This is a genomic window from Bradyrhizobium sp. CCBAU 45389 (genome assembly GCF_028128625.1).
Lineage (GTDB): Bacteria > Pseudomonadota > Alphaproteobacteria > Rhizobiales > Xanthobacteraceae > Bradyrhizobium > Bradyrhizobium liaoningense_B.
On record NZ_LBIY01000099.1, the window covers coordinates 709,932 to 734,829 of the forward strand.

The 24,898-nt window shown below is 62.9% G+C and carries 21 protein-coding genes; 4 read left to right on the forward strand and 17 right to left on the reverse strand.

The window, feature by feature from the left end; genetic code table 11:
- The first annotated feature begins 44 nt into the window (after nucleotides 1–44).
- Together XH79_RS42560 and XH79_RS42565 are read left to right on the forward strand one after the other, a co-directional pair.
- Nucleotides 45–2,015, forward strand: coding sequence for a 4Fe-4S binding protein (locus XH79_RS42560; protein WP_271585612.1), 1,971 nt, complete (start codon nucleotides 45–47; stop codon nucleotides 2,013–2,015).
- A gap of 4 nt (nucleotides 2,016–2,019) precedes the next feature.
- Nucleotides 2,020–2,313 carry a hypothetical protein gene (locus XH79_RS42565; protein ID WP_271585613.1) on the forward strand — a complete coding sequence of 98 codons (294 nt, stop codon included), beginning with the start codon at nucleotides 2,020–2,022 and terminating at the stop codon, nucleotides 2,311–2,313.
- Between the two features lie 15 nt (nucleotides 2,314–2,328).
- Here the strand turns inward: XH79_RS42565 and XH79_RS42570 are convergent, their stop codons facing one another.
- A complete protein-coding gene (locus tag XH79_RS42570) occupies nucleotides 2,329–3,621 on the reverse strand; it encodes a c-type cytochrome (protein WP_271585614.1) in 1,293 nt (430 codons plus the stop codon).
- A gap of 158 nt (nucleotides 3,622–3,779) precedes the next feature.
- Between XH79_RS42570 and XH79_RS42575 the strand changes: the two genes are divergently transcribed.
- Nucleotides 3,780–4,070, forward strand: coding sequence for a hypothetical protein (locus XH79_RS42575; RefSeq protein ID WP_212345328.1), 291 nt, complete (start codon nucleotides 3,780–3,782; stop codon nucleotides 4,068–4,070).
- A 748-nt stretch (nucleotides 4,071–4,818) separates the two neighbouring features.
- Here the strand turns inward: XH79_RS42575 and XH79_RS42580 are convergent.
- The 15 genes from XH79_RS42580 to XH79_RS42645 all read right to left on the reverse strand — a co-directional run bounded on the left by XH79_RS42580 (nucleotide 4,819) and on the right by XH79_RS42645 (nucleotide 21,218).
- Entirely contained in the window at nucleotides 4,819–5,205 is a 387-nt protein-coding gene (locus tag XH79_RS42580; RefSeq protein ID WP_271585615.1) for a hypothetical protein, read from the reverse strand.
- A 70-nt stretch (nucleotides 5,206–5,275) separates the two neighbouring features.
- Nucleotides 5,276–6,100: an energy transducer TonB family protein gene (locus tag XH79_RS42585; protein WP_271585616.1), complete on the reverse strand. Its 825-nt coding sequence runs from the start codon at nucleotides 6,098–6,100 to the stop codon at nucleotides 5,276–5,278.
- Complete coding sequence (gene exbD, locus XH79_RS42590) at nucleotides 6,097–6,582, reverse strand: TonB system transport protein ExbD (RefSeq protein WP_271585617.1); 486 nt, start codon at nucleotides 6,580–6,582, stop codon at nucleotides 6,097–6,099. The genes XH79_RS42585 and exbD overlap by 4 nt, the downstream gene beginning before the upstream one ends.
- A gap of 5 nt (nucleotides 6,583–6,587) precedes the next feature.
- Nucleotides 6,588–7,550, reverse strand: coding sequence for a tonB-system energizer ExbB (exbB, locus tag XH79_RS42595; protein WP_271585618.1), 963 nt, complete (start codon nucleotides 7,548–7,550; stop codon nucleotides 6,588–6,590).
- Nucleotides 7,551–7,743: 193 nt separating this feature from the next.
- Complete coding sequence (locus XH79_RS42600) at nucleotides 7,744–8,367, reverse strand: biliverdin-producing heme oxygenase (RefSeq protein ID WP_271585619.1); 624 nt, start codon at nucleotides 8,365–8,367, stop codon at nucleotides 7,744–7,746.
- Between the two features lie 5 nt (nucleotides 8,368–8,372).
- Complete coding sequence (locus tag XH79_RS42605) at nucleotides 8,373–9,683, reverse strand: HlyD family type I secretion periplasmic adaptor subunit (protein ID WP_271585620.1); 1,311 nt, start codon at nucleotides 9,681–9,683, stop codon at nucleotides 8,373–8,375.
- The gene (locus XH79_RS42610; RefSeq protein WP_271585621.1) at nucleotides 9,673–11,493 is read right to left on the reverse strand and encodes a type I secretion system permease/ATPase; all 1,821 of its coding nucleotides are present in this window, start codon (nucleotides 11,491–11,493) and stop codon (nucleotides 9,673–9,675) included. Before XH79_RS42610 ends, XH79_RS42605 begins: the two co-directional genes overlap by 11 nt.
- A gap of 12 nt (nucleotides 11,494–11,505) precedes the next feature.
- Complete coding sequence (locus tag XH79_RS42615; RefSeq protein ID WP_271585622.1) at nucleotides 11,506–12,318, reverse strand: hemolysin; 813 nt, start codon at nucleotides 12,316–12,318, stop codon at nucleotides 11,506–11,508.
- 146 nt (nucleotides 12,319–12,464) lie between these two features.
- Nucleotides 12,465–15,905, reverse strand: coding sequence for a TonB-dependent receptor domain-containing protein (locus XH79_RS42620; protein WP_271585623.1), 3,441 nt, complete (start codon nucleotides 15,903–15,905; stop codon nucleotides 12,465–12,467).
- Between the two features lie 123 nt (nucleotides 15,906–16,028).
- A complete protein-coding gene (locus tag XH79_RS42625; protein WP_271585624.1) occupies nucleotides 16,029–17,063 on the reverse strand; it encodes a FecR family protein in 1,035 nt (344 codons plus the stop codon).
- A gap of 56 nt (nucleotides 17,064–17,119) precedes the next feature.
- Nucleotides 17,120–17,629 carry a sigma-70 family RNA polymerase sigma factor gene (locus XH79_RS42630; protein WP_245003981.1) on the reverse strand — a complete coding sequence of 170 codons (510 nt, stop codon included), beginning with the start codon at nucleotides 17,627–17,629 and terminating at the stop codon, nucleotides 17,120–17,122.
- A 305-nt stretch (nucleotides 17,630–17,934) separates the two neighbouring features.
- Complete coding sequence (locus XH79_RS42635) at nucleotides 17,935–18,351, reverse strand: nuclear transport factor 2 family protein (RefSeq protein WP_271585625.1); 417 nt, start codon at nucleotides 18,349–18,351, stop codon at nucleotides 17,935–17,937.
- Nucleotides 18,352–19,245: 894 nt separating this feature from the next.
- Nucleotides 19,246–19,677, reverse strand: coding sequence for a very short patch repair endonuclease (locus XH79_RS43385; RefSeq protein WP_442870028.1), 432 nt, complete (start codon nucleotides 19,675–19,677; stop codon nucleotides 19,246–19,248).
- A 43-nt stretch (nucleotides 19,678–19,720) separates the two neighbouring features.
- Nucleotides 19,721–20,788, reverse strand: coding sequence for a DNA cytosine methyltransferase (locus XH79_RS42640; protein WP_271585626.1), 1,068 nt, complete (start codon nucleotides 20,786–20,788; stop codon nucleotides 19,721–19,723).
- Complete coding sequence (locus XH79_RS42645) at nucleotides 20,778–21,218, reverse strand: hypothetical protein (protein WP_271585627.1); 441 nt, start codon at nucleotides 21,216–21,218, stop codon at nucleotides 20,778–20,780. The genes XH79_RS42640 and XH79_RS42645 overlap by 11 nt, the downstream gene beginning before the upstream one ends.
- Nucleotides 21,219–21,678: 460 nt before the next feature.
- Between XH79_RS42645 and XH79_RS42650 the strand changes: the two genes are divergently transcribed.
- Nucleotides 21,679–23,376, forward strand: a complete 1,698-nt coding sequence (locus tag XH79_RS42650) for a site-specific integrase (RefSeq protein ID WP_016844141.1) — start codon at nucleotides 21,679–21,681, stop codon at nucleotides 23,374–23,376.
- 653 nt (nucleotides 23,377–24,029) lie between these two features.
- On the opposite strand, the gene ppk2 is transcribed toward XH79_RS42650, so the two are convergent.
- Nucleotides 24,030–24,719, reverse strand: a complete 690-nt coding sequence (ppk2, locus tag XH79_RS42660) for a polyphosphate kinase 2 (protein ID WP_370142616.1) — start codon at nucleotides 24,717–24,719, stop codon at nucleotides 24,030–24,032.
- Nucleotides 24,720–24,898 lie beyond the last annotated feature (179 nt).

A 24,898-nucleotide genomic window follows, 5' to 3' on the forward strand; every position in this document is an offset into this window, starting at 1 on the left:
AGCAGCCAGCGAAAACCGTCCTGATCTGCTCGTGTGAAGACACGATGCGCCTCGACGTGGCCACGATCCGGCGTGGATGCCCCAATTGCGAGATCAGGAGCCATCGTCATCTCTGCGGCGCGGAGCTCGATCATTTTCGCAACGCCGCAAAAGCCGAAGGCCCGCTGACGGTTGCCTGCACGCAGCAGGCTGCGCAGTTCACCGATGAGGCAGGCGAACGCCCTGACGGGATCAGCTTCGTCAACATCCGCGAAACGGCCGGCTGGTCTCGCGACGGCGCGAATGCCGGCGCGAAGATGGCGGCGCTGCTTGCCGCGGCTGAGATTCCCGCACCGGACTATCCGCTCGTCACGCTGTCGAGTGACGGCATCATCCTGATCTATGGGCAGGACGAGGCGGCGATCGAAGCCGGGCGGCTGCTCGCAGATCATCTCGATGTGACGGTCATGCTCAAGCAGCCGAGAGACGTGACGCCGCCTGCCGCGGCCGTGTTCCCGATCGTGAAGGGCACGATCCGCAACGCGCGGGGCCATTTTGGCGCCTTCGAGCTCACGATCGACGACTATGCGCAGCCGCGCCCGTCTTCGCGCGACCGCTTCGTGTTCGGAACCCCGCGCAATGGGGCGACCTCACGCTGCAATCTCGTGCTCGACCTCTCCGGCGATCCGCCGCTGTTCCCTGCGCACGACCTGCGGGACGGCTATCTCCGTGCGGATCCGAAAGATCCCGCGGCAGTGCTGCGTGCCGTGCTCGCCGCGCGCGATCTCGTCGGAAGTTTCGACAAGCCCAGATATGTCGACTTCACACCCAGCCTCTGCGCGCATTCGCGCTCGAAGCTGACCGGATGCCATCGCTGCCTCGATCTCTGCCCGACCGGTGCGATCACGCCGGACGGCGACCATGTCGCGGTCAACGCAGCGGTCTGCGCAGGTTGCGGGCAATGCGCGGCCGCCTGCCCGACCGGAGCTGCGTCCTACGCGCTGCCGCCCGCCGACACCCAGTTGCAGATCCTTCGTGCCATGTTGCTCGCCTACCGCGAGGCTGGCGGCACGGATCCGATCCTGCTGCTGCATGACAGCGGGCACGGCACACCGCTGATCGATGCGCTCGCCCGTCATGGCGACGGATTGCCGGCCAACGTGCTTCCCCTCGCCGTCAACGAGTTGACGCAGGTCGGCCTGGAGGCCGTTATCGGCGCGTTTGCCTATGGTGCGGCGGCCGTGCGGTTCCTGCTGCGCGCCAAGCCGCGACACGCCATGACCGGGTTGTTGCAGACGATCGCCATGGCCGAAACCATTCTTGCCGGGCTCGGATTTGACGGCGGCCGCGTGGCCACGATCGAAACCGACGATCCCGACATTCTGGCTGACCAGCTGACGGGGATCGGTCCGCTTGCCGGCCTCGCAACGCCTGCAACCTTCCGGACGGTCGGCAAGCGCGGCGACCTGCTTCGCTTTGGCCTCGGTGAATTGCATCGCCTCGCGCCCAAGCCTGTCGACGTGATCGCCTTACCCGAGGGCGCACCGATCGGTGCGGTCACGGTTGACGCCGGCGGGTGCACGCTGTGCCTGTCCTGTGTCTCCGTCTGCCCGACCGGCGCGCTTCGCGCCGATCCCGAGCGTCCCGTCCTGAAATTCGTCGAGGACGCCTGCGTGCAGTGCGGCCTGTGCCAGAGCACGTGTCCCGAGAAAGTCATCACCCTCACCCCGCAGATCGACTTCCGGGCGAGGCGCGCGCCGGCACAGGTGATCAAGGAGGAAGAACCGGCCCTGTGCGTTCGCTGCGGCACGCCGTTCGGCGTCAAGAGCACGATCGATCGGATCGCGACAAAGCTCGAGGGGCGCCATTGGATGTATCCCACCGGAGATCGCCGGACCGAGGCCTTGCGGATGTGCGCCGATTGCCGCGTCATCGTCATGAGCGAGCAGCAGTTCGATCCGATCCAGGACGTTCCGGAGCGCGCGCCACCACGGACGACGGATGACTATCTGCGTCAACGCGAGAACAAGGACTAGCCGCATGCCTCGTTTCACGATGGGTTTTTCGACGTGCCTTGCCATCACGGTTCTCGCCGGCACGGCCGCCGAGGCCGCCGCCCTCACCAAGGCGGAAAAGGTCGCGCTCAAGCAGGCGGTCGTCGCCTGCAAGGCCGAGGCAAAGGGCAAGAAGATCAAGTGGCTGTCGCGCCGGAAATACGTCAATGAGTGCGTCGTGACGGCGCTCAAGGAGCATCCCAGCACCGACGTCGCCCGCATGCTCAACGAGAAGCCGGATCTGACAGATATTCCCGTGGAGCAATGGCCGGCCTATTAGAGCGTTGTTGCCGGGCTATTTCGACGTCGCACGCGCCAGAAAGTCGGTGAGCGCGCGGCGATCCTCGGCCGAGCCGATGTGCTGCTCCGGCATCTTGGTGCCGGGCGTGTAGGCGTTCGGCCCGATCTCGAACAGCTTTGAGACGGTCTCCGGCGTCCATACGATGTCCATGGCCTTGAGCGCGTCGGAGAAGCGATACCCCGGCAGCGAGGCGATCTTCCGGCCGAACAGTCCCGCAAGCGTCGGCCCGGCGCGTTGGACCTCGGTTTCCGACAAGGTATGGCAGGCCACGCAAGCCCTGAAGATTTCGGCGCCGTGATCGCCGGCATAGGCCGCGAGCGGATCCGCCGGCGTGCCCAGCACGTTCGACCCGATCGCCGCGCCGGTCAGCGCATTCCAGCGCCTGATCTTGCCGTCAGTGCCGCCAGTCAGCAGCGTCGCGCCATCGGGCAAGAACGCGACCGACCAGATCGGCGCGCCAAGCCCGGCGAGCGTGCGCATCACACTCCTCGCCTTGCGATCGACGATCGCGACTGTGCCGTCGATTGCCCCCGCGGCAAGCAAAGCGCCGTCTTGCGAGGTCGCCAGCGCTACGATCGGCCTGGCGGCGACCATGACCTCGCCGGTCTGTCTGCCATCGGAGGTCATCATGCGCAGCTTTCCGTCTGCCGCGCCGGTGACGATCTCGCCATCAGGCGCGATGGCTACGACGTTCAGCGGTGCCGGCATCACGATGGTCTCGGGGCTGCCGCCCGGCAGGGGCCAGATCCGCACTGTCAGGTCGTAGCCAACGCTCACCAGCGATTGTCCATCGGGAGCAAAGGCCACGCCGTTCACACCTTGCGAGTGGCCATGCAGCGCGCGCGTCCCGCCGTCGGGCAGCGATGAGATCCGCACGGTGTGGTCCCACGAAGCCGATGCCAGCTTCGATGCATCAGGAGACACGGCGAGCCCGACAATGGGTCCCGTATGCCCCTCGACAACCTGGTCCGGTTGCGGCTGGCCCGGCCTCCAGATCGCGATCTGGCCGTCCGCACCGGCCGTTGCCATTCGTCCGTCTCCGAGGAAGGCAGCCGCGTTCACCGCACCCGAATGGAAGCGAAGGACCTGCTCGGCGGACTCGGTCGCCAGCGACCATCGGATGGCTGCAGTGTCGAAGCTGCCCGACAAGACGGTCTTGCCATCGACCGAAACGGCGAGCGCGCGGACAGGCCCGCCGTGTCCCGCCAATTGCGCCTGCGTGGGCCGCAGCGGGAGCAGCAGCGATGCCGTCAGAAGGACGGTGGCAAGACGCAAGGTCAAATCCATTGGCCGTCGGAGACACTCGAGGCGCCCACCGTGCCAGTCTGCCCGGCTTTGCACCACGGCGAAACCCCGTCCCGTGACTGGGCAAAAACGCCCCCCTTTGATTCAGCTCAACGAGGGCAGCTCGCATCCGGTTCCAGGTGCGACAAGCGGCGCCTTGAATGGCGATCAGCGTGGTCGCAGTCTCGCCAGCGGCGCCTCATGGATCGAGGCCGAATATGCAACTGCACCCGAGAGCCTATCTGCAATTCATCTCGCGGTTGTGGCACTCTCTCGCGCACCCGCCGCGGCATCGCGATCCCGACGCGCAGGGCGCATCGCCACTGCTCATCTACATCGTCGTCGTGTTAGCGCTGCTCCTGGTTATCCTTCAAGCCGACGTCTACCGGCTTACATCTCTGGGGCCGCCCGGCGATCCCAACGGGATCAACCCGATTTTCCTGAGCCCTTGAGACGGCGCGTGCGGCAATTGCGGAACCCGCGACCCGACCAGCCGCATGGCGGACTGTTCGAGGACATGCGAGCCGCCCAGGACGTCCAGCTCGATCGCTATCAGTTGAGACGCGACGGCAGGATTGTCTCTACTGCTGCGTTTCCCTTGGAAACACGAGAGATCGATCTGCGAAATCTTGAGCCGGCAGTCTGCCTCGTTGCGCCTCTCTTTGCATCTCCTGCACCGGAAGCGTTCCCGCCCCCGATGTGCGGCCTACCGGTAACGGATGCGATCGCAGCATATTCGTCGCGGCCACGAAAACTGTCAGCGCGGCCAGGCCAGAGATCATCAAGGGCTTCACGCGAACCTCCGTTGGTTCGAAGAGAGTCGAAGCTCTGATTAGTGCAAGACCCGAGATCCCCGTGTGAGATCCCTCACATCTCTCGTTCTCTTGATCGTCGCTGCGGCGGTTGCGCCAGCTCTCCGAGATCATCCAGATCCTCGGCGAGATTCTTCGAACTGCGCTTGATTTAAGAGTGGCTCGCTGTTCCGCTCGGTGAAGCATGTGTGATTGAGGTTACAGCAGAGTCATCCCCCCTCACTTAAAATGACCCTGCATGGCCGCAAACAAGGTAACGGCGGTACGCACGAAGCTGCGGAGGCGATCAACAGCTCGGAACTTTTCGACGCCGCCAGGGTGACGAACCCGGCGGCTTCTTTCTGACTTGGAAAGCCGCGCCCCGAAGGGCACGGCTCAGTCGTCGATCTTACGCATGCCAAGACGCCGTGACCGCGTTTTGGAGTGCGGTATCGTTCGGCAGAGCCTGGACAGTCGGATTTGACGGGTCGAACCCCGCATGGCTTGCCGAATACGTCGCCATCGCTTGCACGAGCTCCGAGATCTGGCTGTCGATCTTGAGACCGCCGGCCGTGATCTCCTGCAATGCACCGGCATTCCCTGCGAACCAGTTGCTGATCGTCGTGCTGGTATTCGTCCCAAGCAGATCAATCTTGAGATCGTTGCCGGCCTGCTCGAACCACAGGTTCTGATCGGTTATGCCGCTGAGGAAGTCGATCTCGTTCTTCGAACCGGTGGCGGACGACAGATTGATCTGCGCCTGGCCCGTGCTCGTGGTGACCCTGTAGAGGCGCATGTCCCGCCACTGATAACCTTGGCGGTCTTGGCTGGAACTACAGCCCGAAGACCAAAATTGGGACTGCGCGTCATCGCGTACTGAAACGTACGGGCGCGGTAATGGTTCGCTGGGCGCCGGGTGGCGGCGACGGCACCGGCGAGGCCCGATGCACGAGCGCCAGCACCTCCTGATCAAGCTCGGCGAAACCAGCCGAGCGGGCGAGACTCGCGGACAGCACGTTGCCTCTCTCATCGATGGTGAAGCGCACATAGGCAACGCCGCTCTCGCTCCGCGATCGGGCGCCCGATGGGTAGCGCTTGTGTCGCTCCAGATGTCCCATCAGGAGCGACTGCCAACTGGCCGGCGATAGAGAGGAAGCGCCGGACGCCGTCTGCGCGGCGGCGGTGCGGCTCGATTGCTGCGCTTGCGCCTGCGCGCGGATCGCAGCCTGGGCTTCCGTTGCGGCGCGCTCCTTGCGCGGCTTTGGCTTCTGCGTTGGCTTTTCCATCTTGGGCGCGGCCGGCGGAAGCGAAACCTCGACCTTCTCCAGCTCTGGCGGCTTCTCCCTGACCACAGGCTCGACCGGTTCGGGCTCGGGCTCGACCGTCGGTTCGGGCGGCGGGTCCCTGGGCGGCTCCTCCTGCTTCTGGTCAAGCTGGGCGACGTTCTCCTCGACGGATCTCAACGCCGGCGTGAGCTCGTTCATTTCCGTCATCGCCGCCTGCGGCGTCGCGGCCAATTCGATCAGGACGGCGGTGGGCGGTGCGTCGGCGGCGGCAACGACCAGCTCGGATCGCAGCAGCCAGGCTGCGATCCCTGCATGGAACACAACCGTGAAAACCGCCCCGGAGGCCCAGAGCGCCGTCTCCGCAAGCCTGACCTCGCGCGTGACAAATCCGCCGGAACGACTCACGGTGCACCTGTCGCCGGCGGCGACGTCGGTCCTTTTCCGGGAACGGCGGTGTCGAACGTCGCCGGTGCGACCTCGAGGCCGACCAGCGCGACCTTCAGGTAGCCGGCTCCCCGCAGCAAGTTCATCACCTCCATGAGATGCTGGTAGTCGACCGTCCTGTCGGCTCTCACAAAGATGCGCGTGTCCTTGTTGCCTTGCGTAGCGCCGTCCAGTGCGGCTTGCAGGCTCTCGCGCGTCACCGGGTCGTTGCCGAGAGCGAGCGTCAGATCTTCCTTCAGCGACAGATAGAGCGGCCTGTCGGGACGAGGCACAGGCTGGGCGGTCGACGCCGGCAAGTCGACATGGATATCGACCGTCGCGAGCGGAGCCGCCACCATGAAGATGATGAGCAGCACCAGCATCACGTCGATGAACGGCGTGACATTGATGTCGTGGCTCTCTTCGAGTCCGTCATCGAAGCGTTCGCGTATTCCACCAGCCATGACGTCTACTCGGCTGCCAGCGGAAGTGCCGCCCGCTCCGCAGCGTCCGGAACCTTGCGGAAATCGAGATCGCGGCTCACGAGGCGTTCGACGCCGGCCGCCGCGTCGGCGAGCAATTGGCGATAGCCGGTGATGGTGCGGGCGAACACATTATAGAGGACCACCGCCGGAATTGCCGCGACGAGGCCCATCGCGGTGGCAAGCAGCGCCTCGGCGATGCCGGGCGCGACCACGGCGAGATTGGTGGTCTGCGCCTGCGAGATACCGATGAAGGCGTTCATGATGCCCCACACCGTCCCGAACAGGCCGACAAAGGGCGCGGTCGCACCGATCGTCGCCAAGAGCCCGGTGCCCCGCGTCAGGCGCCGGCCGGCCTGGGCCTCGATACGGACAACACTGGAAACGACACGCTCCTTCAGACCGCCATTCTTGGCAAAGTCCAGCGCCGCCGCCGAGCGCGCCATCTCCTCGCTGGCCGACCGCACCATGAAGGCGGCCGGCCCACCACGCTCGATCAGCGCGTATTCGGCTGCGGCGAGGCTGTCCGAGGCCGTGATGACGTCGAACGCGCGTTGAGCCCGAGCGCGGGCGCAGGCAATCTCGACCGCCTTTACGAACAGCACCATCCAGGTCAGGAGCGACGCAAAGGCAAGGCCGACCATCACGGTCTTGACCACCCAATCGGCCGCGGCAAACATTCCCAGCGGCGACAGATCACGCGGCATGCCGGCGCGCGGGTCCGGGCTCCGCGACGAGACCTCGGAACGAACAGCCGGGACGGTCCCGGCCGGGGTCGGCTTCACCGCCTCTGTAACCTCTCCCGAGGCCGGCTGGCCGGCCGGCGTAGCGAGGCTCGCCGCAGGCGGCGTGTCGGGCCGCTCTGCCATCGCGCAGGATATTCCCGACGCCAAGGTGACGATGAACACGATCACCGTCATCATCCAACGCCGCTTCTCCGAGCGAGCCATGTCACGTCCTTTCCATCGTCTGTTCCCAGTTCACATTCGCGGAGATGTTCGACGTTCCTGCATCCTCCACGCCGCCGACCGTTCGGCAGATGATGCGCACCGCTGGCTGGCTAGCTTCTGAAACGATCAATTTTCGCTGGCTTGCGGTTTGCCCATCCTCGTGCGGAGGAAAGCTGTTCGCGGTAAGACGTAGTCATTTCCCCGCTGCCGGCCTCAGCAGATCGAACACCAGATGCTGCACGCGCGAGAAAGCAGCTCGCGCGCCGGCGATGGCACGTTCCTCCTCGGCATCGGAGAGGTTCACGGCATCGAGTGCCGCCGTGAATTTCTTCCAATGCGCGGCGCGCCCCTCTGGAGCCGCCGCCAGATGGCGGGCGCCGAAGGACTCCGACAACCCGAGTTTTCCGGCCGCCTTGAGCAGAAATGCCGCGCCGAGATTCGAGCCTTCCGCGACGTAGAGCCAGCCGAGCGCCGTCGGCAAGTCGATCTCGGCGCCCGCATGACTGAATTCGACTGCGTCGCGGACGACGATCGGCGTGATGCCCAGATCGCTCAGATCCTGTCCGATCAATCCAAAGCGCCGCCGGCCTGCGAGGTCGGGCAGCAATTGACCGAGCCTCGGACTGGAATAGAGCGGATCGATCGTCCGATGGAATTCATGCTGCACATTGACGAAGCGGCCATACCTCTCACGGCTGGTGAAAGGGTTTTGCGCCATGATCGATTCATCGAGACCGTTATGCTGCCCTTCCGTCCCGGCCTTCAGGCGTCTGGACCGGGTGGTTTCGAGAGGCGTTTCGACGTCGGCGGTGCTCATGCTCGCTAGTTCTCCCTGAAGGCGCGATTGATCTGATCCGAAAGCGGCTTGACGAGATATGACAGCGCCGTGCGCTCGCCGGTCTGGATGAACGCTTCGGCCGGCATTCCCGGAACGAGCTTGAGCTCGGCGATCCGGGCCAGCTGGTCCGGAGGAATGGAAATGCGGATGACATAGAACGACGTGCCGGTCCGCTGGTCCTGCGTGAGGTCGGCACCGACGCGGCTCACCGTTCCCTCGATCTGCGGGGTCGTGCGCAGGTTGAAGGCGGTCAGGCGCAGACTGGCCTGCTGCCCGAGACGAACATCGTGGATGTTCCTCGGCGGAATGTGCGCCTCGAGCGTCAAGCGGTCGTCGTCGGGAACGATCTCCATCATCGTTTCACGAGGAGGCACGACACCGCCGACCGTGTGGACGGAGAGGTTGTGCACCCATCCGTCCTGAGGCGCGATCATGTCGATGCGGCGCAGCTGATCCTCGGCCGCGATCTTTCGCTCCGAGAACTCGCCGATCTGCGCCTGCGTCTCGCGTAAATCGTTCGTGACCTCGGCCTTGAGGTCCTGATCGACCTGCAGGATCTGCAATCTCGCCTCGGCGATGCTGCCCGCTGCCTGTGCCTGCCCCGCAACCACCTGGCCGCGATAGGCATCCAGCGTCGCCTCGTCCCGTTCCAGCTCGTTCAGACGCTGGACGGTCGTGATCCCCCGCTGCAACAGATCACGCAGGCTGGCCATCTCGCGCCGGCGAACCTCGAGGCCGCGTTCGAACGCCGATTGCTGCGTCTTCAGGCCGTCGATCTGATGCTCGTACTCCGCAACGCGTTCCCTCAGCTGCGCCTTCTTGCTGTTCCGGGTCGCGCGGCGGGACAGGAACAGGTTCTTCTCGCCCTGCATGACACGCCCCACCTCCGCGCGGTCGGCCCGCGCCGCAAGCGCCGGCGGAAACACGATCGCCTCCTGGTCGTCGCGCTCCGCCTCGAGCCGGGCCTCGCGCGCCGTCAGCTCATCGAGGCGCTTGCTGACGATGGCGAGATTGGCTTTCACCTGCGTTGCATCGAGCCGGATCAGGACGTCGCCGCGATTGACGCGCTGCCCCTCGCGCACCAGCAATTCACCGACCACGCCGCCGGTCGGATGCTGCACGCTCTTCACATAGGACTCGACGACGAATGTGCCGTCGGCCACGACGGCACCGGCCAGATTTGTCGCCGTCGCCCACCCGCCAAGCCCTGCGAAGAGGACGAGGCAACCAGCGCCGCCCAGCAGGAACTGGCGCCGGATTGAACGAGACACTTCGCTGACATCGTCATTCGACATCGTTGCCCCCGGCAGTTCGCTCCAGCGCTTCGGTTGAGCCCGCGACCACGCGGAGCGGCATCGGTACGCCCGATCGCGGCTCGTCATCCGTCGCCGTCGCTGCGCGCGCATGGCCGTTCCGCAGGACGCGCGCCAGCACCGCATCGCGCGGACCGAAGGCCTTGCAGCGTGCGGCCTCCATCATCAGGACATGGTCGACGGCGCCGAGCGCGCTCGGACGGTGCGCAACGACGATCGCGATGCCCCCTCGCGCGCGGATCGCGGTGATGGCGTGGACCACGGCTCTTTCGCCATCGGCATCGAGATTGGCGTTGGGTTCGTCGAGCACCACGAGGAACGGATCGCCGTAAAGCGCCCGGGCCAGTCCGATGCGCTGGCGTTGTCCGGCCGACAGCACGGAGCCGCCCTCCCCGACATTGGTCTGATAGCCCTTTTCAAATTGTGTGATCAGATCGTGCGCGCCAGCGGCCTTGGCAGCGGCGACGACGGCGGCGGGATCAGGATTGTCATTGAAGCGGGCGATGTTCTCAGCGATGGTGCCTTCGAACAGGTCGACGCCCTGAGGCAGATAGCCGGTGTGGGTCCCGAGCGCGCGGCGGTCCCATTGATCGAGTGACGCGCCGTCCAGCCTGATCTTGCCGCCGGCCGGCGTCCATACGCCGACGAGCGCGCGGATCAGCGTGGACTTTCCGCTGCCGCTCGGTCCGATGACCCCTAGCGCGCTTCCTGCCGAGAGGCTCAGGCTGACGCCGATCACGGTCGGGCTCTTGCGACCCGGCGGAACGATCGTCAGCGTCTCGGCAGTCAGATTTCCCACCGGGGCCGGGAGCGCCAGCACCGCGGCAGACGGCGGCACGAGCGCGAGCAGATCCGTCAGGCGCAGCCAGCTTTGTCTCGCCGCAAGGAACGGTTTCCAGCCCGAGATCGCGAGGTCAACCGGCGCAAGCGCGCGCCCCATCATGATCGAACTCGCGACCATCACGCCGGCCGTCACCTCCTGCCCGATGACGAGATAGGCGCCGACGCCCAGGATCGCGGACTGGAGAATCTGCCTGATCGCGCGGGAGCTCGCGCTGAATGTGCTGACGACGTCGCCGGTGCGGCGGTTCGAGGTCAGATAGGCGCCGTTGACGGCCGACCACCGCGTGGTGAGCGCGTCGTTCATTCCCATGGCGCGCACGACTTCCGCGTTCCGTCGGCTCGCATCCATCTTCGCATTGCGGTCCATGCCCTGCATGGTGGTGTCGCGCAGCGATGCGCGGGTGAGCGCCTCGGTCGCGACGGTCAGCAACATCAATATGAGGGCGCCGCCGAGGGCGGTGACGCCGATCCAGGCATGGAAGAGAAAGCAGATGGCGAGGTAGAGCGGCATCCAGGGCAGGTCGAACAGGGCTGTCGGCGCCTGGGTGCCGAGAAAATTCCGGACGCTGTCGAGATCGCGAAGCGGCTGCAGGCCGTCTCCGACGGTTCGCGTCTCGAGCGGGAGGCGGATGATGGCCTCATGAACCCGCGCCGAGATCTGCCGGTCGATCCGCTCGCCGACGCGCAGGAGAATGCGCGCGCGGATGACGTCCAGGAACGCCTGGACGACGTAGAGCCCCAGCGCCAGGCAAGCGAGGCCGACGAGGGTCGGGACGCTGCGGCTCGCCAGGACGCGGTCATAGACCTGCAGCATGAACAGCGGCGCCGTCAACATCAGGACGTTGATGGCACCGCTGACGAGCGCCAGCCCGGCCGCGGCACGCCTGAGGGGCGCGACGACCGCCGCAGGCATGGCCTGCGGCGGTATCTGTTTGGAGGAGAGCAACATCAAGGTCCGGACCTAGACGAGGAACAGGTTGGTGCCACCCACCAGATCCGTCTTGTTGACGTTGTCGAGCGTGACCGTGCCGAGCGCGCCGAAATCGAACACGGTGTTGGCGCCCTGCTGGGTCGCAGCGCCGAGCACCTCGGCATAGGTGTCGTAGGCGCTGCTCTGCAGACCGAAGATCAGCGAGTCGTTAGCGGCCGTGAAGTCGGTGACGACATCGCTGCCGATCTTGGTGAAATCGGTCGTCAACTGACCGAGTCCGTTCAGATCGAACGTATACGTGTCGTTACCTCCGTTGCCGGAGAGCGTGTCGTTGCCCGCGAAGCTGTAGAGCACATCATCGCCGCTGGTGCCGACCTGGTGCGTCCCGACCTCCGCGAAGTAATCGTAGAGACCATGGAACGGAACGCTGACGCCCGGAGCGACCGCAAGCGTGGTCTGCTGCAGGTTGCCGCCATGCGACATCGCGTAGATCGCCTCATTGAACATCGCATCCGGAGCCGCACCGCCGAGATCGATGTGGAGATCGGAGGTGACGCTGAACGGCCCGGTCGAACCGCCGGCATAGCTGTGGCCGAAGTCGAGGCTGTCCAGCGTGCTGGTCGATGAAAGGCCACCGCCGGTCCCGATGGGATAGTACAGATCGCCCTCGAGGACGACGCCGCTGTGGCCATTGGTCCCCGCGCCCCATTGCGAAAACGGCTGTGCCGCCGACGAATCGTAGAAGCTGCCATTGCCGTTGTAGGCAAAGTCCGCCTGCCAGGTGTTCTTGAAGTAACTCAAGAGATCGCTGCTATTGCTGGTCAGATCGATTTCGACAGACATCGGATGTCTCCTTGCTTGCTGTATCGGCCGCCACCCGGCGAGCCTTCACTTCTGCGGTGAGTCACCGCAGAATTCTCGAAACTCGGTCAGCTTCCGGTTCGTCAGGCCCGGATTGAACTGGATCAGAGCCCTCGCCATCGGAATGATCAGAAGCGGTAGTTCAGGCCGATCGTGATCGCCTGCAGATCGAGTGAGTTCTGCGCCATGCGTCCATTCGTGGTCTGGGATGAGCCGGGATAGTTCGTCGTGATGGTGGCCGGGCCGGTACGCAGGCACGCGGGAAAGGGCGTGCAGCGCGTCGTCACCGAGTACGGGAGCGTCACGCCGGCGGTCGCGTTGGGAAACCGGAAGGTCTCGTCGCCGAAGTGGTCGTAGGCGTATTCGCCCCGCAGCGACCAATTGTTCGTCAGCGCATATTCGAAGCCAGCGCCCACCGTCCATCCCCGGCGGGTCGCGGACGCCTCTTCCTTGAAAGTCGTCTGGGTCAAGGTGCCCGCCGGCAGGGCCGCGCTCGCGGAGTTCGAGCGGTACTGGGTGCGAATTTCGGTCTCTTTCAGGAAGGCCGCACCGCCCATCGCGTAGACGAACATGCGATCGAACGCGTAGCCGAACCGGCCGCGCAACGATGCCGTCCAATCCAGCCTGTAGTCGGTCTGCGCCTGCAGGAAGCTGGCTGCCTTGAGCGCGGCTCCCTCCGTCGCGACCGCGTTCTGCGTCTTGGTGAACTTGGTCCTGGAGAAATCACCCTCGACGCCGATCACGACGCGATTGGAAAACTGATAGTTGAAGCCGCCCTGAAAACCCTTGGTGAGATTTCGAAAGTCGACATAGGCCGATTCCGTCGCCGGAATGCCGCCCGACAGCCCCTTGGCATCGGTGGTCACGCCCCTGATGTCGGCAAAGCCGTAACCGAGATGGCCGCCCGCATAGAGGCCGGTCCAATCGGAGCCGGGCGCGCCGAGGGAGGCATTTCCCAATCGGATATCGGGAAGCTTGACGACGAAAGGCGAGGTATCGTTGAGGGTCGTGGTGTAGCTGACGCGGGCGGTGCGACCTGGAGACGGAACGCCGATCGAGGTCAGCGCGCCGAAATAATACTGATCGGTGATGTTCTCGACGCTGAAATTGAGGATCGAATCCTCGCTGAACCTGTAGCTGCCGAAGAAGTCGTACACGGTGTACGACGGCCAGGTGAACGTGCCCTGCGCCGTCGGCGGCCAGACGCTGCCCGAGCGCGACGACGAGAACTGCGTGCGCACGCCCAGCGTCAGCTTCTGATCGAGCAGCCGAACGCCCGCCGTCGCGCTGCCGGCCCATTCCGGCGGAATGTAGTTGGCGGCGTAGTCGTTCTTCAGCGCCCCGTCCGCATCCGTCACCGCCGTCGAAATCGGCGGCGCGCAGTGTCCTGCCGTCACGCAATATTCGATCTTGGTGTATTTCGTGAAGGCGCCCTCGACGAACAGCGGCCCCGCGTCATATCCGCCGGAGATCTCGAAGCCGCGATAATTGGCGCTGTCGATATTGTACCATTCGTATTTGTGGTCGCCGGTGGTGCCGGTCTGGAAGCGGACGATGTAATCGTCGTAGTGGTTGTCGAAATACGACAGCTTGAGCCGCAGCTTGTCGCCGGCGCGGATGACGTCATTGCGGAGGACGTTCAGGCCGCCTTCGTAGTTCCTGGAGGTCTCGGGCTGCAGATCCGGGTTGTTCCAGAGCAGCCCCTGATAGTGCCAGTGCGATTCACGCAGGCTCGGGGGACGATATCCTTCCTTGTACTGGCCGTAGAACTGAATGCCGTCGACCGGCGAAATGGTGATGCCGGCATTGGGGCTTGCGCGCCCGCCGGAGCGAGCCGGAAACTTGGTGAGATAGCCCTCGCCCTCGGAGTTATAGTAGTCGTAGCGCAGTCCGCCCGAGAGCGTCAGCCAGCTGATCGGCTTCAGGCTTGCGTTGGTGAACGTTCCCGTCAGCAGCCGCACGCCCGACGGGCCGTTGGTTTCCCACCCCTCCGACCCCGTGATGGCGCTCGCGAACTGCTCCGCCGTCGCGTGCTCCCGGGTGAACTCCATTCCGTTGTCCCAGGTCAGTTCGCCGAGCGGCGTCGCGAACACCGACTTGTTGCCGACATCGCCGCCCAGCGTCGTCATGCTCGACGGCCCGGCAATCAGGCCGTTGCGCTGCGACGCCACGTCGCTCAGCCAGAGATTGGCGCGGAAGTTCACATAGGGATTGCCGGATGGCTCGTATTTGTACTTTGCCGTGTAGGTATCGGCGCGCGTTTCCGAGAGCGCAAATTGTCCGTACGGCAGCAGTCCGGAGCTCAGGGCGAACGTATAGCTGAGTTCGTCGAGTTCGCCGTAGTGGGAGAGATAGGAGAGGTAGCTGAGTTCGAGCGACTGGCCGTCGCCCCATTTCACCTTGCCCTTGGCCAGGAACGATTCCGTATTCTCCGAGGTGTTGAACACCTCCTGTCCAGGGCCGATGAGCGCATTGGCGTTCGCTGCAGGCTTGAAGGTGATGCCGGGAGGCACGTTCGTGCCCGCGAAATAGTTGCCCTGGACGTGCTTCGAATAGGCGACGAGGAACTCGTAATTGTCCTTGATCGCCCCAACCGCCACGCTGCCCGACTGGGAGCCGCCGTTGAAGAAGGATGGACGGCCCTCGCTGGCTGCGTTGACGGTGTTGCTGGACAGGGGGCTGGGCGCCCGTTCCGTCACCGCATTGGTGCCGACCGTGCCCTTGAGACGAACACCGTAGGACTGGCCGTCCTTGACGATGTCGCCCGCATCGAGGGTGCGCAGGTTGATCGTGCCGGCGATGCCGCCGACCCCGACGCCGGTGCTCGGCCCCTTGGAGATGTCGATGCCGCCGATCAGGTCGGGATCGACATAGGTCTCGTCGCGATTTCCGAGATAGCCGCGGTAGGAGCTCGTGGTCTGCCGCGCGCCGTCGATCATCGTCGCGACGCGTCCCATGCCCTGAAGACCGCGGATGTTCGGATTGATCGAGGTGCCGACATGGCTGCCGGCCGAGATGACACCGGGCGTGTTGACGAACACGTCACCGGCGGAGGTCGGCGGAACGCGGTCGATCTGCTCGCGCGAGACATGCGAGACGGAACCGGGCGTCTCATAGGGCGTGTCGGGCGTGAAGCCGTCGGAGCGCTTGGCCGTCACGTCGATCGTATCCAGGACAAGCGAACCGTCGGAGGGAGGTGGCGCGCTGGCGTCCTTGTTTGCCGGATCGAAGATCGTGACGGCGTTGCCGCCGGTGAAGCGATAGGACAGGCCTGATCCGGTCAGAAGCTGCGCTATCGCCTGCTGCGGTGTGAACGCGCCATTGAGGCCGCCGGTTTGACGGCCGCGCGCGATGACGCCGCTATAGACCAATTGAAGCTGCGAGGCGTCGGCGAAGCGATTGAGCGCTGTGGCGAGAGGTCCGGCCGGAATCGCATAGGTTCGGACGGCGGCGCTGGCCGGATTTTGCGCGACCTGCGCAATGGCTGCCGACGTTGCCATGCTCGCCGCAAGCATCGCCGTCGTCGCCAGCAATGCAAGCTCGATCCGCTTCCTCGTACTCGTCCCCAACACCACGCCCCCGTCACGTCACCGTCGCAACTGCACCGGCCGCGGGCCGGTGCAGTTGCCTTCCGACAGTGAGACGCAGGAGCCTTGGAAAAGAGGAGGTCGACGGAGCGAAGTTTTTCTCGATCAGTGATGCAGCAGGATCAGAAGGCTGCTCAGCCGCGTCGAGTGCAGACCGAGAGTCTGCTCGATAACGTCCAGTGCTTGCAGAGGATTCCTGGTGTCGAAGACACCGCTGACCGGATGGCTGCCGATGGAGCCGTCGATGATTTGAATCCGTCCAGAATGGTAGCGATTGAGCTCCGCGATCACTTCGCCGAGAGGGCGATCGACGAAGATCAGCTTGCCACGCCGCCATGCCGTCGCCGCATCGGCATCGACCGCTCGCAGCTGGCCGAGACCGCGGCGCGAATAACCGACGGCCTCTCCCGGAGAAAGCTCGACCGCCGTCCGGCCGGCCGCCGGGTAGGACACCCCCACGCGGCTTTCCAGCACGGTGACTGTCGCGGCTTCATCCTCCTTGCGGACAGCGAAGACCGTGCCGCGCGCGACCGCCTCGCCGGACGCGGCAGCGACGACGAACGGGCGCGTGGTGTCCTTGGCGACGGTGAACACGGCCTCGCCGCGCAAGAGACGAATGCGCCGGCGCTCGCGCGAATAGTCGACGGCGATGGCGCTCGCGGTGTTCAAGGCGACGCTGCTGCCGTCATCGAGCATTACGGTCCGCGCCTCGCCGGTCGCCGTCATGGCATCTGCCTCGAGCCGCATGGGAAGGTCGAGCGCATAGCCGGCGACGACCGCCGCCACGACCGCCGCGGCCGCAAGCGCCCAGCGGCGCGGCCGGGATGTGCGAGACGGATGCCGCCGAAGCGGGACCGTGCTGGCATCACGCCGTCGCGGCGATCCTGTGCTGAGTGCCGGACGAGGGATGCGGCCAAGATCGTCCCAGGTGCCGGCGATTTCCTCGTAAGCCGCCCGATTGGCCGGCTGCAGCAGCCATGCCCGGAAGCGCGCCTCTTCGCCGGCATCGAGCCCCCCGGCGTCCTGCCGCACATACCATTCCGCCGCCTCGTCCAGGGCAGTCGGCTTCTCCCCGTCATTCATGGATGATCGTCGTTCCAGCATGAAAACAGCGCCGCAAGAGTGGCGATCGCCCGCCATCTCACTCTTTAAGACGGAGCAATTCTAAAACAGAGGAGGTCAGCCGGGAGAAAAAATCAATCGCCTTCGCGCAGACGCCTGGCACAGTGAACCAGCGCGTGCCGGAGGTGCTTTTCAACCATATTCCGGCTGATTCCCATCCGCCTGGCGATCTCGTCCGGCTCGAGGTCGTCGAAGCGGCGCAGGATGAAGCAATCGCGACACCGGGGCGGCAGCTCGAAAACCGCCTTGGTCAGAAGCGCCAGCCGCTGTCTCGCCATGAGCTGCCTCTCGGTGTCGACCGTCTCGTCGACGACATCGAGATGATCGGACGGCGGAGCGGCCGCGCCGAGGCGGGTCTGCTCGCGGCGCTGCTGGTCGATGACGAGGTTGCCGACGAGCCGGTAGAGATACGCACGCGGATTGGCGATCCTGTCATTGCCCGAGCTGGCAAATCGCAACCAGGCTTCCTGCACGACATCCTCGGCAGCGACGGGGTTGCGGAGCTTGCGGGAGGCGTAAGACCGCAACTCGCCGTAATACGCATCGATGAGCGCTGAGATCGAGGCAACCACTACGTCGGACATCACGAACCCGAAGCACACGACATCCGCAAGTTCGCCGCGGACGTGCACGTCTTACAGGGCTGGTGATTAATTGCGCAACATCAATATGTTAGAGAGCTTCCAAGTTGCGGGCGCGATATCATTCGGGCTTTCGAGGCGCTAACCCAGCAGAATCAATGAGCTTGAGACCGTCGAGCGTGCCGCTCATCGTCGGCATCGATTTCAGCAAATGCGTTACGCCGATTTTGCATGAGTTGATGTATCCGCCCGGTATTGCGACGCAGCCGAAGCTTGGCTGCACATGAGATCGGCGGTCTTGATTCCAATTATGCGACGACTGGCGAACTCGTCCAACGCTCTTGAGGCGCATCGGTCCAGGACGAGCCGAGTGGCTGCATCGATAACCAGGTCTCCACCAACTTGCCGCCCTCGGTGCGGTAGGACTGCATCCCCGCCCGGCTGCGAGCCTCTCCGGTCTTTGGATCGAGCCACTTGAACGCAAAGCGGAACCATGCCCGATGTCCGCTGAAGGAATGATCGTAGACGACAACACGGATGCCGGGTCGCTCCCGCTGCACGTCGGCAACCTCGGCGGCGTAGGCATCCCGCGTGACAATCCGGTCGCCGGCTTCATCGTGACGAATGTAATGTTCGCCGACGCAGGCCGGGACGAGGTCGAATCGTCCCTCGTGCCAAACCCGCTCCCAACGGTCGAAGAGATCGATCATCTGCTGTTCTGACATGGTGTTCTCGTCCTTCGATCGTGTCGCATGGATGACAAGCCGCGCGCTGTCCCCTCTCGCAAGATTCGGACCAACCGATCGATCCTCGAAGATCGACCCGCATGTCGGGCGTGTCTCAAAACGCCGTTCTTCCATTCAGCTTCGATGTCAAACGCCAGACGCAGCTCTGCATTCTCGCGGCTGATTTTGCCCGAGGCTTGCTTGATCTCTCCACCCTCAAGGCCAAGAGGGCGCAGGGAAGGCCGGGTGCTGACCTCGCACCCGCGGTCCGCTGCGCGAAAGGTAGCGCAAAAAGACCGCACAGCAGCATACAGGTGGTGCCAATCACTCGGCCTTCCCTGCGCGATGGTCGGACGGCTTATGCCGTGCTCTCCCGGGAGCCGAACTTTCCCTCTGGCCTCCCTCGCCCCGCGAATTGACGATGCCGTCTGCCCGGTTGGGTTCGCGCGCATCTTCGCAAGAGGCTTGACCGTAGCAACGACGGCCAGGACCACACGGTTTTGCCGTACGCACGGCCCGCCATGTCGCCGCAGTATTTCCAGCCCTGTCGACGGAGCCGAAAACTTACAGACGAGACGAAGCCTAGCAGCGCCGCTCGTCCGCACGCGGTGACGAGCTCACAGGGACTACCCGCCCTGCCCGCCCCCTCTCGTGCCGACGCTGCCGCGTCCACCGCAAGCCCGGCTCGCGAAAATGACGACCTCACGATCGCCCCTCAAGGATGAGCCGGGATGGGCGAGATGTACGACATTTCCGAATTTCGGTAAAGTGGAATATTTTTACGGTGAGGGGTTGACGAGGTGGAGGGTGTTTTGCCCGACGGGTAACTGCCTCGACCGACTGGAAACAGCCGCTTCAGCCCCAGATTAAAGCCCCCGAGGCGCATAGTCAGAGTTAAACTGAGCCCTTACTAGACCGCAGCCGCGCCAGCGTTCGACTCACGCGCGTGCCAACTTTGTCCGGATTGCAAAGATCGTGCTGCCACACCCTTAGCACGCTCCACCCGAGACTATTTAGCTTCCTTCGAACAGCCACATCGCGTCGAACATTCCGAACTATCTTATTTGACCAAAAGACAGCGTTGGACTTGGGAATACTACGATGAACCTTACATCCGTGCCAAAAGCAACCATCGACGAAAACTGCCAGCCTTGCATCATAGAAGACAAAATCAGGCTTTCCAAAAAGCTTTTGGTTTCGCCTCCATCCACGTACCCCACATTGACGGAAAACGTTGATCAAGCGAAGTTCGGTCGCATGGTTGCCGCGGCTTCGTACCTTGGACATGATCTCTGAGCGCTTACGCTTAGAAAAAACATCGGCCATGGGCAGTCGTCTAGTTATGAGCGTTCAACGTACGATCTGATCGTTATCCCGACTGTAGAGTTTTCAGGATAACTAGCGCGTGTCGACGAATGAACTCAGGAGGCAGAGCATTGCCTATCATCAACGCGATCGCCTCCTTGCCTGCTCTCTGAGAGAACCGATATCGCTTGGGAAACGTTTGAAGCAACGCGGCTTCGCGCATTGTTATGGCGCGGTTCTTCACGGGATGGAGAAATCTTCCCTTGGAGGGATTGAAACAGCCGCCAGTAATCGTTGGCGACACCTCGTCCCAAGCCATCCTTCCGTAGATATCCCTAAAACCATCGCTCTTTTGATGGCAGGGCAATTGCCGGTCCTCAGACAAGTCGGTCCTACTACCGCCATCCTTTGGAATATCGCGAATCAGCTGCTCGACTCTTTCACTACGCCGCTTTTCGGGAAGGTCATGCAACGCATCCTTCGACTTTCCGGCTTCTTTCAGGTCGCCAATCGCTGAGCGGACTGTTCGAACAACCCGAGCCTCCGCCGCCGCCTGGATTGGGAACCCCTTTCCGGCAAGAAGAATAAGCCGCCGCCTCCTTTGCGGCACACCGTAGCGAGCAGCATCCTTGACCTGAACATCAACATCATAGCCGAGATCGGAGAGTTCCTGACATAGCCGCTTGAACGGCCCGTATTGGATAAGCTTAGGAACGTTTTCCATCATGATCGCCCTAGGTTCGAATGCCTTCGCGAACCTGAGCATTTGGCCTACTAGATCGTTTCTGCGGTCTCTATTACGCTTGTTTCCATTACGCGTACGCAATGACGAAAAGCCCTGGCAGGGCGGACACCCAGCCAATAAGTCCAATTCACCCTTCTGCAAGTTTAGCTCGCGTCGCAACCGCAATGGTGACACGTTCCGTATGTCGCCCTCTTTAACCGACAGGACACCAGTCTTGCCGCTTTGCACCAAGCCATAAACCAACCCATTCGTCTCTTCCACGCCACCGCTCAGTGGATTGATCCATTTCTTGACAACTTCCTGAGCGGTTCTACGGATTTCCTGGACTTCGCTGTCATTGCCAATTTGCTTGCGCAATAATTTTAGAACCTGCTCGCTATGCTTCATTGCTCGTCCCATCTTCTAGGAGGCGCTGCCAGCTGGACGGCGGAACCTTGCGCTTGAGGATTCCATCCGGACCGCTGACTTGATAATGCTCACCGTGATCGCGGTAACAGGAGACATAGGCGGAAGCCGCTCGCGCAGAGGCAATCGTTGAGTACGAGTCGTACGGGAGCGCAACGATGCCATCGGCCCCGCAAACAAGACCAATTACAGTTCGTTGTTTGCCCGACATGAACGACAGCCGTTGCTGTTCATCTTCAGTGAACGTGAAGCCCCAAGGTGACCGCACCTTCGTGCTGTACTTGAGCAACACAATCATTCGCTCGTTTAGAAAGAAGAAGGGGGGGTCATACCGAATGCTCTTCACGCGACCCGACCTAATAATCAGGTGAAGAGCGGCCCCCTCGTAAAACTCTTGTTTCTTTATCGCCATCAATCAACGCGAATCGATCGTACACTATGAATAGTTGAGTGCAGCAATTAGACCTACTAACGAGCCGACTCGGTTCGAGCAGGACAAGAGTCGTGGCCTTCGCCCTAGCCGTGCGCGGGGAAACCGTCCGATGCAGATAGAAAGAGTTAGGCCAAGAATGGTAGCGGGAGAGGGACGCGCTACCAGGTCCAAAATCGAAGCGAAATCCTGAGCTTTTCCAGCACGTTGGCCGGAATGTGGTAGCGGATTTGATGGTGTTACATCCCACGGGGATGTCTCACCCGGCCCGCCCCCCCGGAAAGGCCTACGCGTGGCTCGTCCTTCCTACCTCGCCCGGCGCGGCGATGGACGCTATTTCCTGCAGATTCGGCTGGGGAAACAGGCCGCTCAGCTCTTTGGGCTCCCCCTCCTTCGTGTCAGCCTCAGGACCGGGAATTTTGATGAGGCTAGGCGGCGGCTGATGGACAATCTCGGATGGGTGCAGGAGCTGATCGCGGCTCCCGACCTGGAGGCGTTGGGGACCATCCTCGACGCGCGGCTGCACGCCTATGTCGAGCATGGCGTGCCGGCGAACGAGCGGCTGCTGGCCGAGCGCTGCGCGTTCGAACATGAGGTCAGGCGCTATCTCGGCCGGGCGCAGGACCGCGGCTATGCCTACCCGCAGCGTTTCCCTCGGATGCCGAGCACCTGGGTCGACTTCGTCAACCAGAACAAGGCGGCCGAAAGCGAGATCGCCCGCCTAAACGTTCGGCGTGCCTATGAAAACGGCCGGCATGACGCGGCCGAGGCGGTCAAGGAAGGCTGGACGGCGCCCGCCGCCCCGGCGGTCGCACAACCGTTCGATCCCATCGCGATGATCGATCGCCTCGTGCAGGACGCAGTCGCCCAAAGGCTTCCGTTGCTTCCGGCGCAGAAGGTGGGCTCGATCTCGCCGGTCTCCGAGCCCGCGGTATGTGCCCCCACCGGGGAGGCCGCCGAAGACAATTCCTGCCGGATGTCCGACGTGCTCGCGGAATTTCTCAAACCGCTGGACCGCAAGCGGAAACACACCGCGAAGGGCCGCGGAGAAGCTGAACCCGTCATCCAGTTCGCCATCGATTTCCTGGACAACCCGCGGATGGATGAACTGACCGATGCCAAATGGAAGCAACTCGACGAGGCGCTGCCGGATATCCCCAATCGCGATAACATTCCACGCCGGTTCGCGAAGACGCTTTTCCAGCGCTACAAATATGCGGAAGAGACGAAGTGGTCGCAGCTCGAGCGCGTGACGACCACCACCATCAAGAGCCGGTACTGGGCCGGGCTCTATAAGTTCGTCGACTTCGCCATCGCGGAAAAGCATTACTGCGGACCGCGTCCCAAGTTCGTGTGCATCGATCCCGAAAATTTGGCGCCGCTGCCGCGCGATGCCTTCGACGATGACGAGCTGCTGACGCTGTTGCGCCTGCCGCTCTTCACCGGCTGCAAGAATCGCGTGCACGTCTGGCAGCCCGGCCGGTACTTCGTGCAATCGCACATCTACTGGGGTTTCTTGATCTGCATCCTCACCGGCATGAGGCCCGGCGAGGTCGGCCAGCTCAAATGCGCCGATATCCGAACCGATGGCGAGTTCTACTATTTCGACTTGCGCCCGTTCGATGCTCGCCATGGCCGCGTCGCGGTGAAGGATCTGCGCAATCTGAAGACGAACGCTGCCGGGCGGGTCATTCCGATCCATCCGCTTCTCATCGAGTTGGGGCTGCTGGATCGAATGCAGGATCTGATGGACAAGCAAGAGGAACGGCTCTTCCCGGAATGGGACGCCTATACTCGCAAAGACGGTACGATCCGCTGGTCGCAGCCGCTGAGCAAGGCATGGCAGTACGTGAAGACGAAACTGAAACTCGATCGCGCGGACCTTACCCTCTATTCGACGCGGCACCTCATGGCCGATTGGCTCGACAATGATGCGATCGCACAACGCACGCGCGACCGCATTCTCGGACATGCCAGCGACGTTCGAGGGCGGTATGGCCGCAAAGGCATTCTTGATCCGCAGATCGCGGCGAAGATCGAAGCCCTAGAACCGCAGGTGATCAAGCAGATGAGGGAGATCTTGCTCGCCGCCAAAAACCGAGCCGATGCCGGCGAGCTCACAATGCTGAAGACGTACTGAGTCAGAGTTCGTTGGACTGTTCTGAATGGCGCGCCACTCAGAACAAAACTGCGAACTCGTATGTAATTGAAATTACAGCCATACATTGCTCGACCTGCCGCTTAAGGGTTGAGCCTATCTTCAATAGGACAAGCGCGCCGGCTGGAAGGACATTGGGCCAAGAGAAAGCGAGTGGCCTCAAGTGCCGTCATGCAGCCGAGACCGGCGTGACAGCTTGCCGATAGACGCCGTCCCCCACGTCGCCAGCCGCAAAGAGGCCCGGCTTGAGCGTCGCAAATCGGTGAGGGCTACGCTCGCCTGCGCTGATCGTCGGAGGAACGAAATACGTTTTACTCCTTCAAACAGGATATTGTGCACTCCAGCGCATTGGCAGCGCACCGCAGCGGCTCTAGGTAAAATGATGATATTGTGACGATCGTCGAGAAGCGGGAGACGAGGCAATGATACGGGATGAGAAGCTCCAACGGATCATCGAACGCGCTATTCAATCAGCTTTCGTTGATTTTCCAGACGCGGGAAACGGGACGGTGTGGCCGAAAACTTACAAAGAGCCCAACGAATGCAAGACTATCGCAACAGCTGTCCTCGCCGCTCTCGAAAATGCAGGCTACAGAATTTCGCTCGATGCAAACTGAGGCATCAAGGTAAGCCACCTAAGCCTCGATCAGGCCGCGCTCATAGCAGGCTTTATCGTAAGGAAAAACGACCGCCGGATCGGGTCTGTGGAGACGACGGTGCTTTCCCGGATAGTTCAGCCGCCACAGCACATCGCGAATGATATTAAGCCGCGCATGTTCCTTGTCACCGCCGCGGACCACGGTCCAGGGCGAGGTGACGGTGTGCGTCCGCTCCAGCATCTTGTCCCGTGCTTCGGAATAAGCTTTCCAAAGCTTCTGCGCCTTGGCATCGATGGGGCTCATCTTCCATTGCTTCAGGGGATCCCTTTGGCGGTCGGCGAGCCGTCGCTTCTGCTCCTGTTTCGAAATATCAAGATAGTACTTGAGCAGGGTGATCCCCGAACGCTCAATCATTGCTTCGAAACCCGGCACGGTCTCGAGGAATTCCTCGGTTTCCTCCTTGGTGCAAAAGCCCATGACACGCTCAACTCCAGCACGGTTGTACCAAATGCGATTGAGCAGCACGATCTCTCTTGCCGCGGGCAAGTGCGAAACGTGACGCTGGAAGTACCATGAACACCGTTCCCGATTGCTCGGCGGCCCCAGCGCTACGACGCGGGTATCGCGCGGGCTTAGATGTTCGACAATCCACTTGATCGTGCCATCCTTGCCGGCGGCGTCGCGACCTTCGACGATGACAAGGATACGCTGGCCGCGCTCAATCACGCAGGCTGCAGCTTGACGAGCTCGATTTGCAGCCGGACCAGCAGCGCGTGATACCTATGGCGACTCAAATGTTGCGGAAGTGGTGGCCGGTTCTTCATGGTTCGATCCCTCCTAGTCGCCTCACTATCCAGGAATGTCGCGCGACACGAGGCTGTCCACACATTTGCAGCACGTCACAC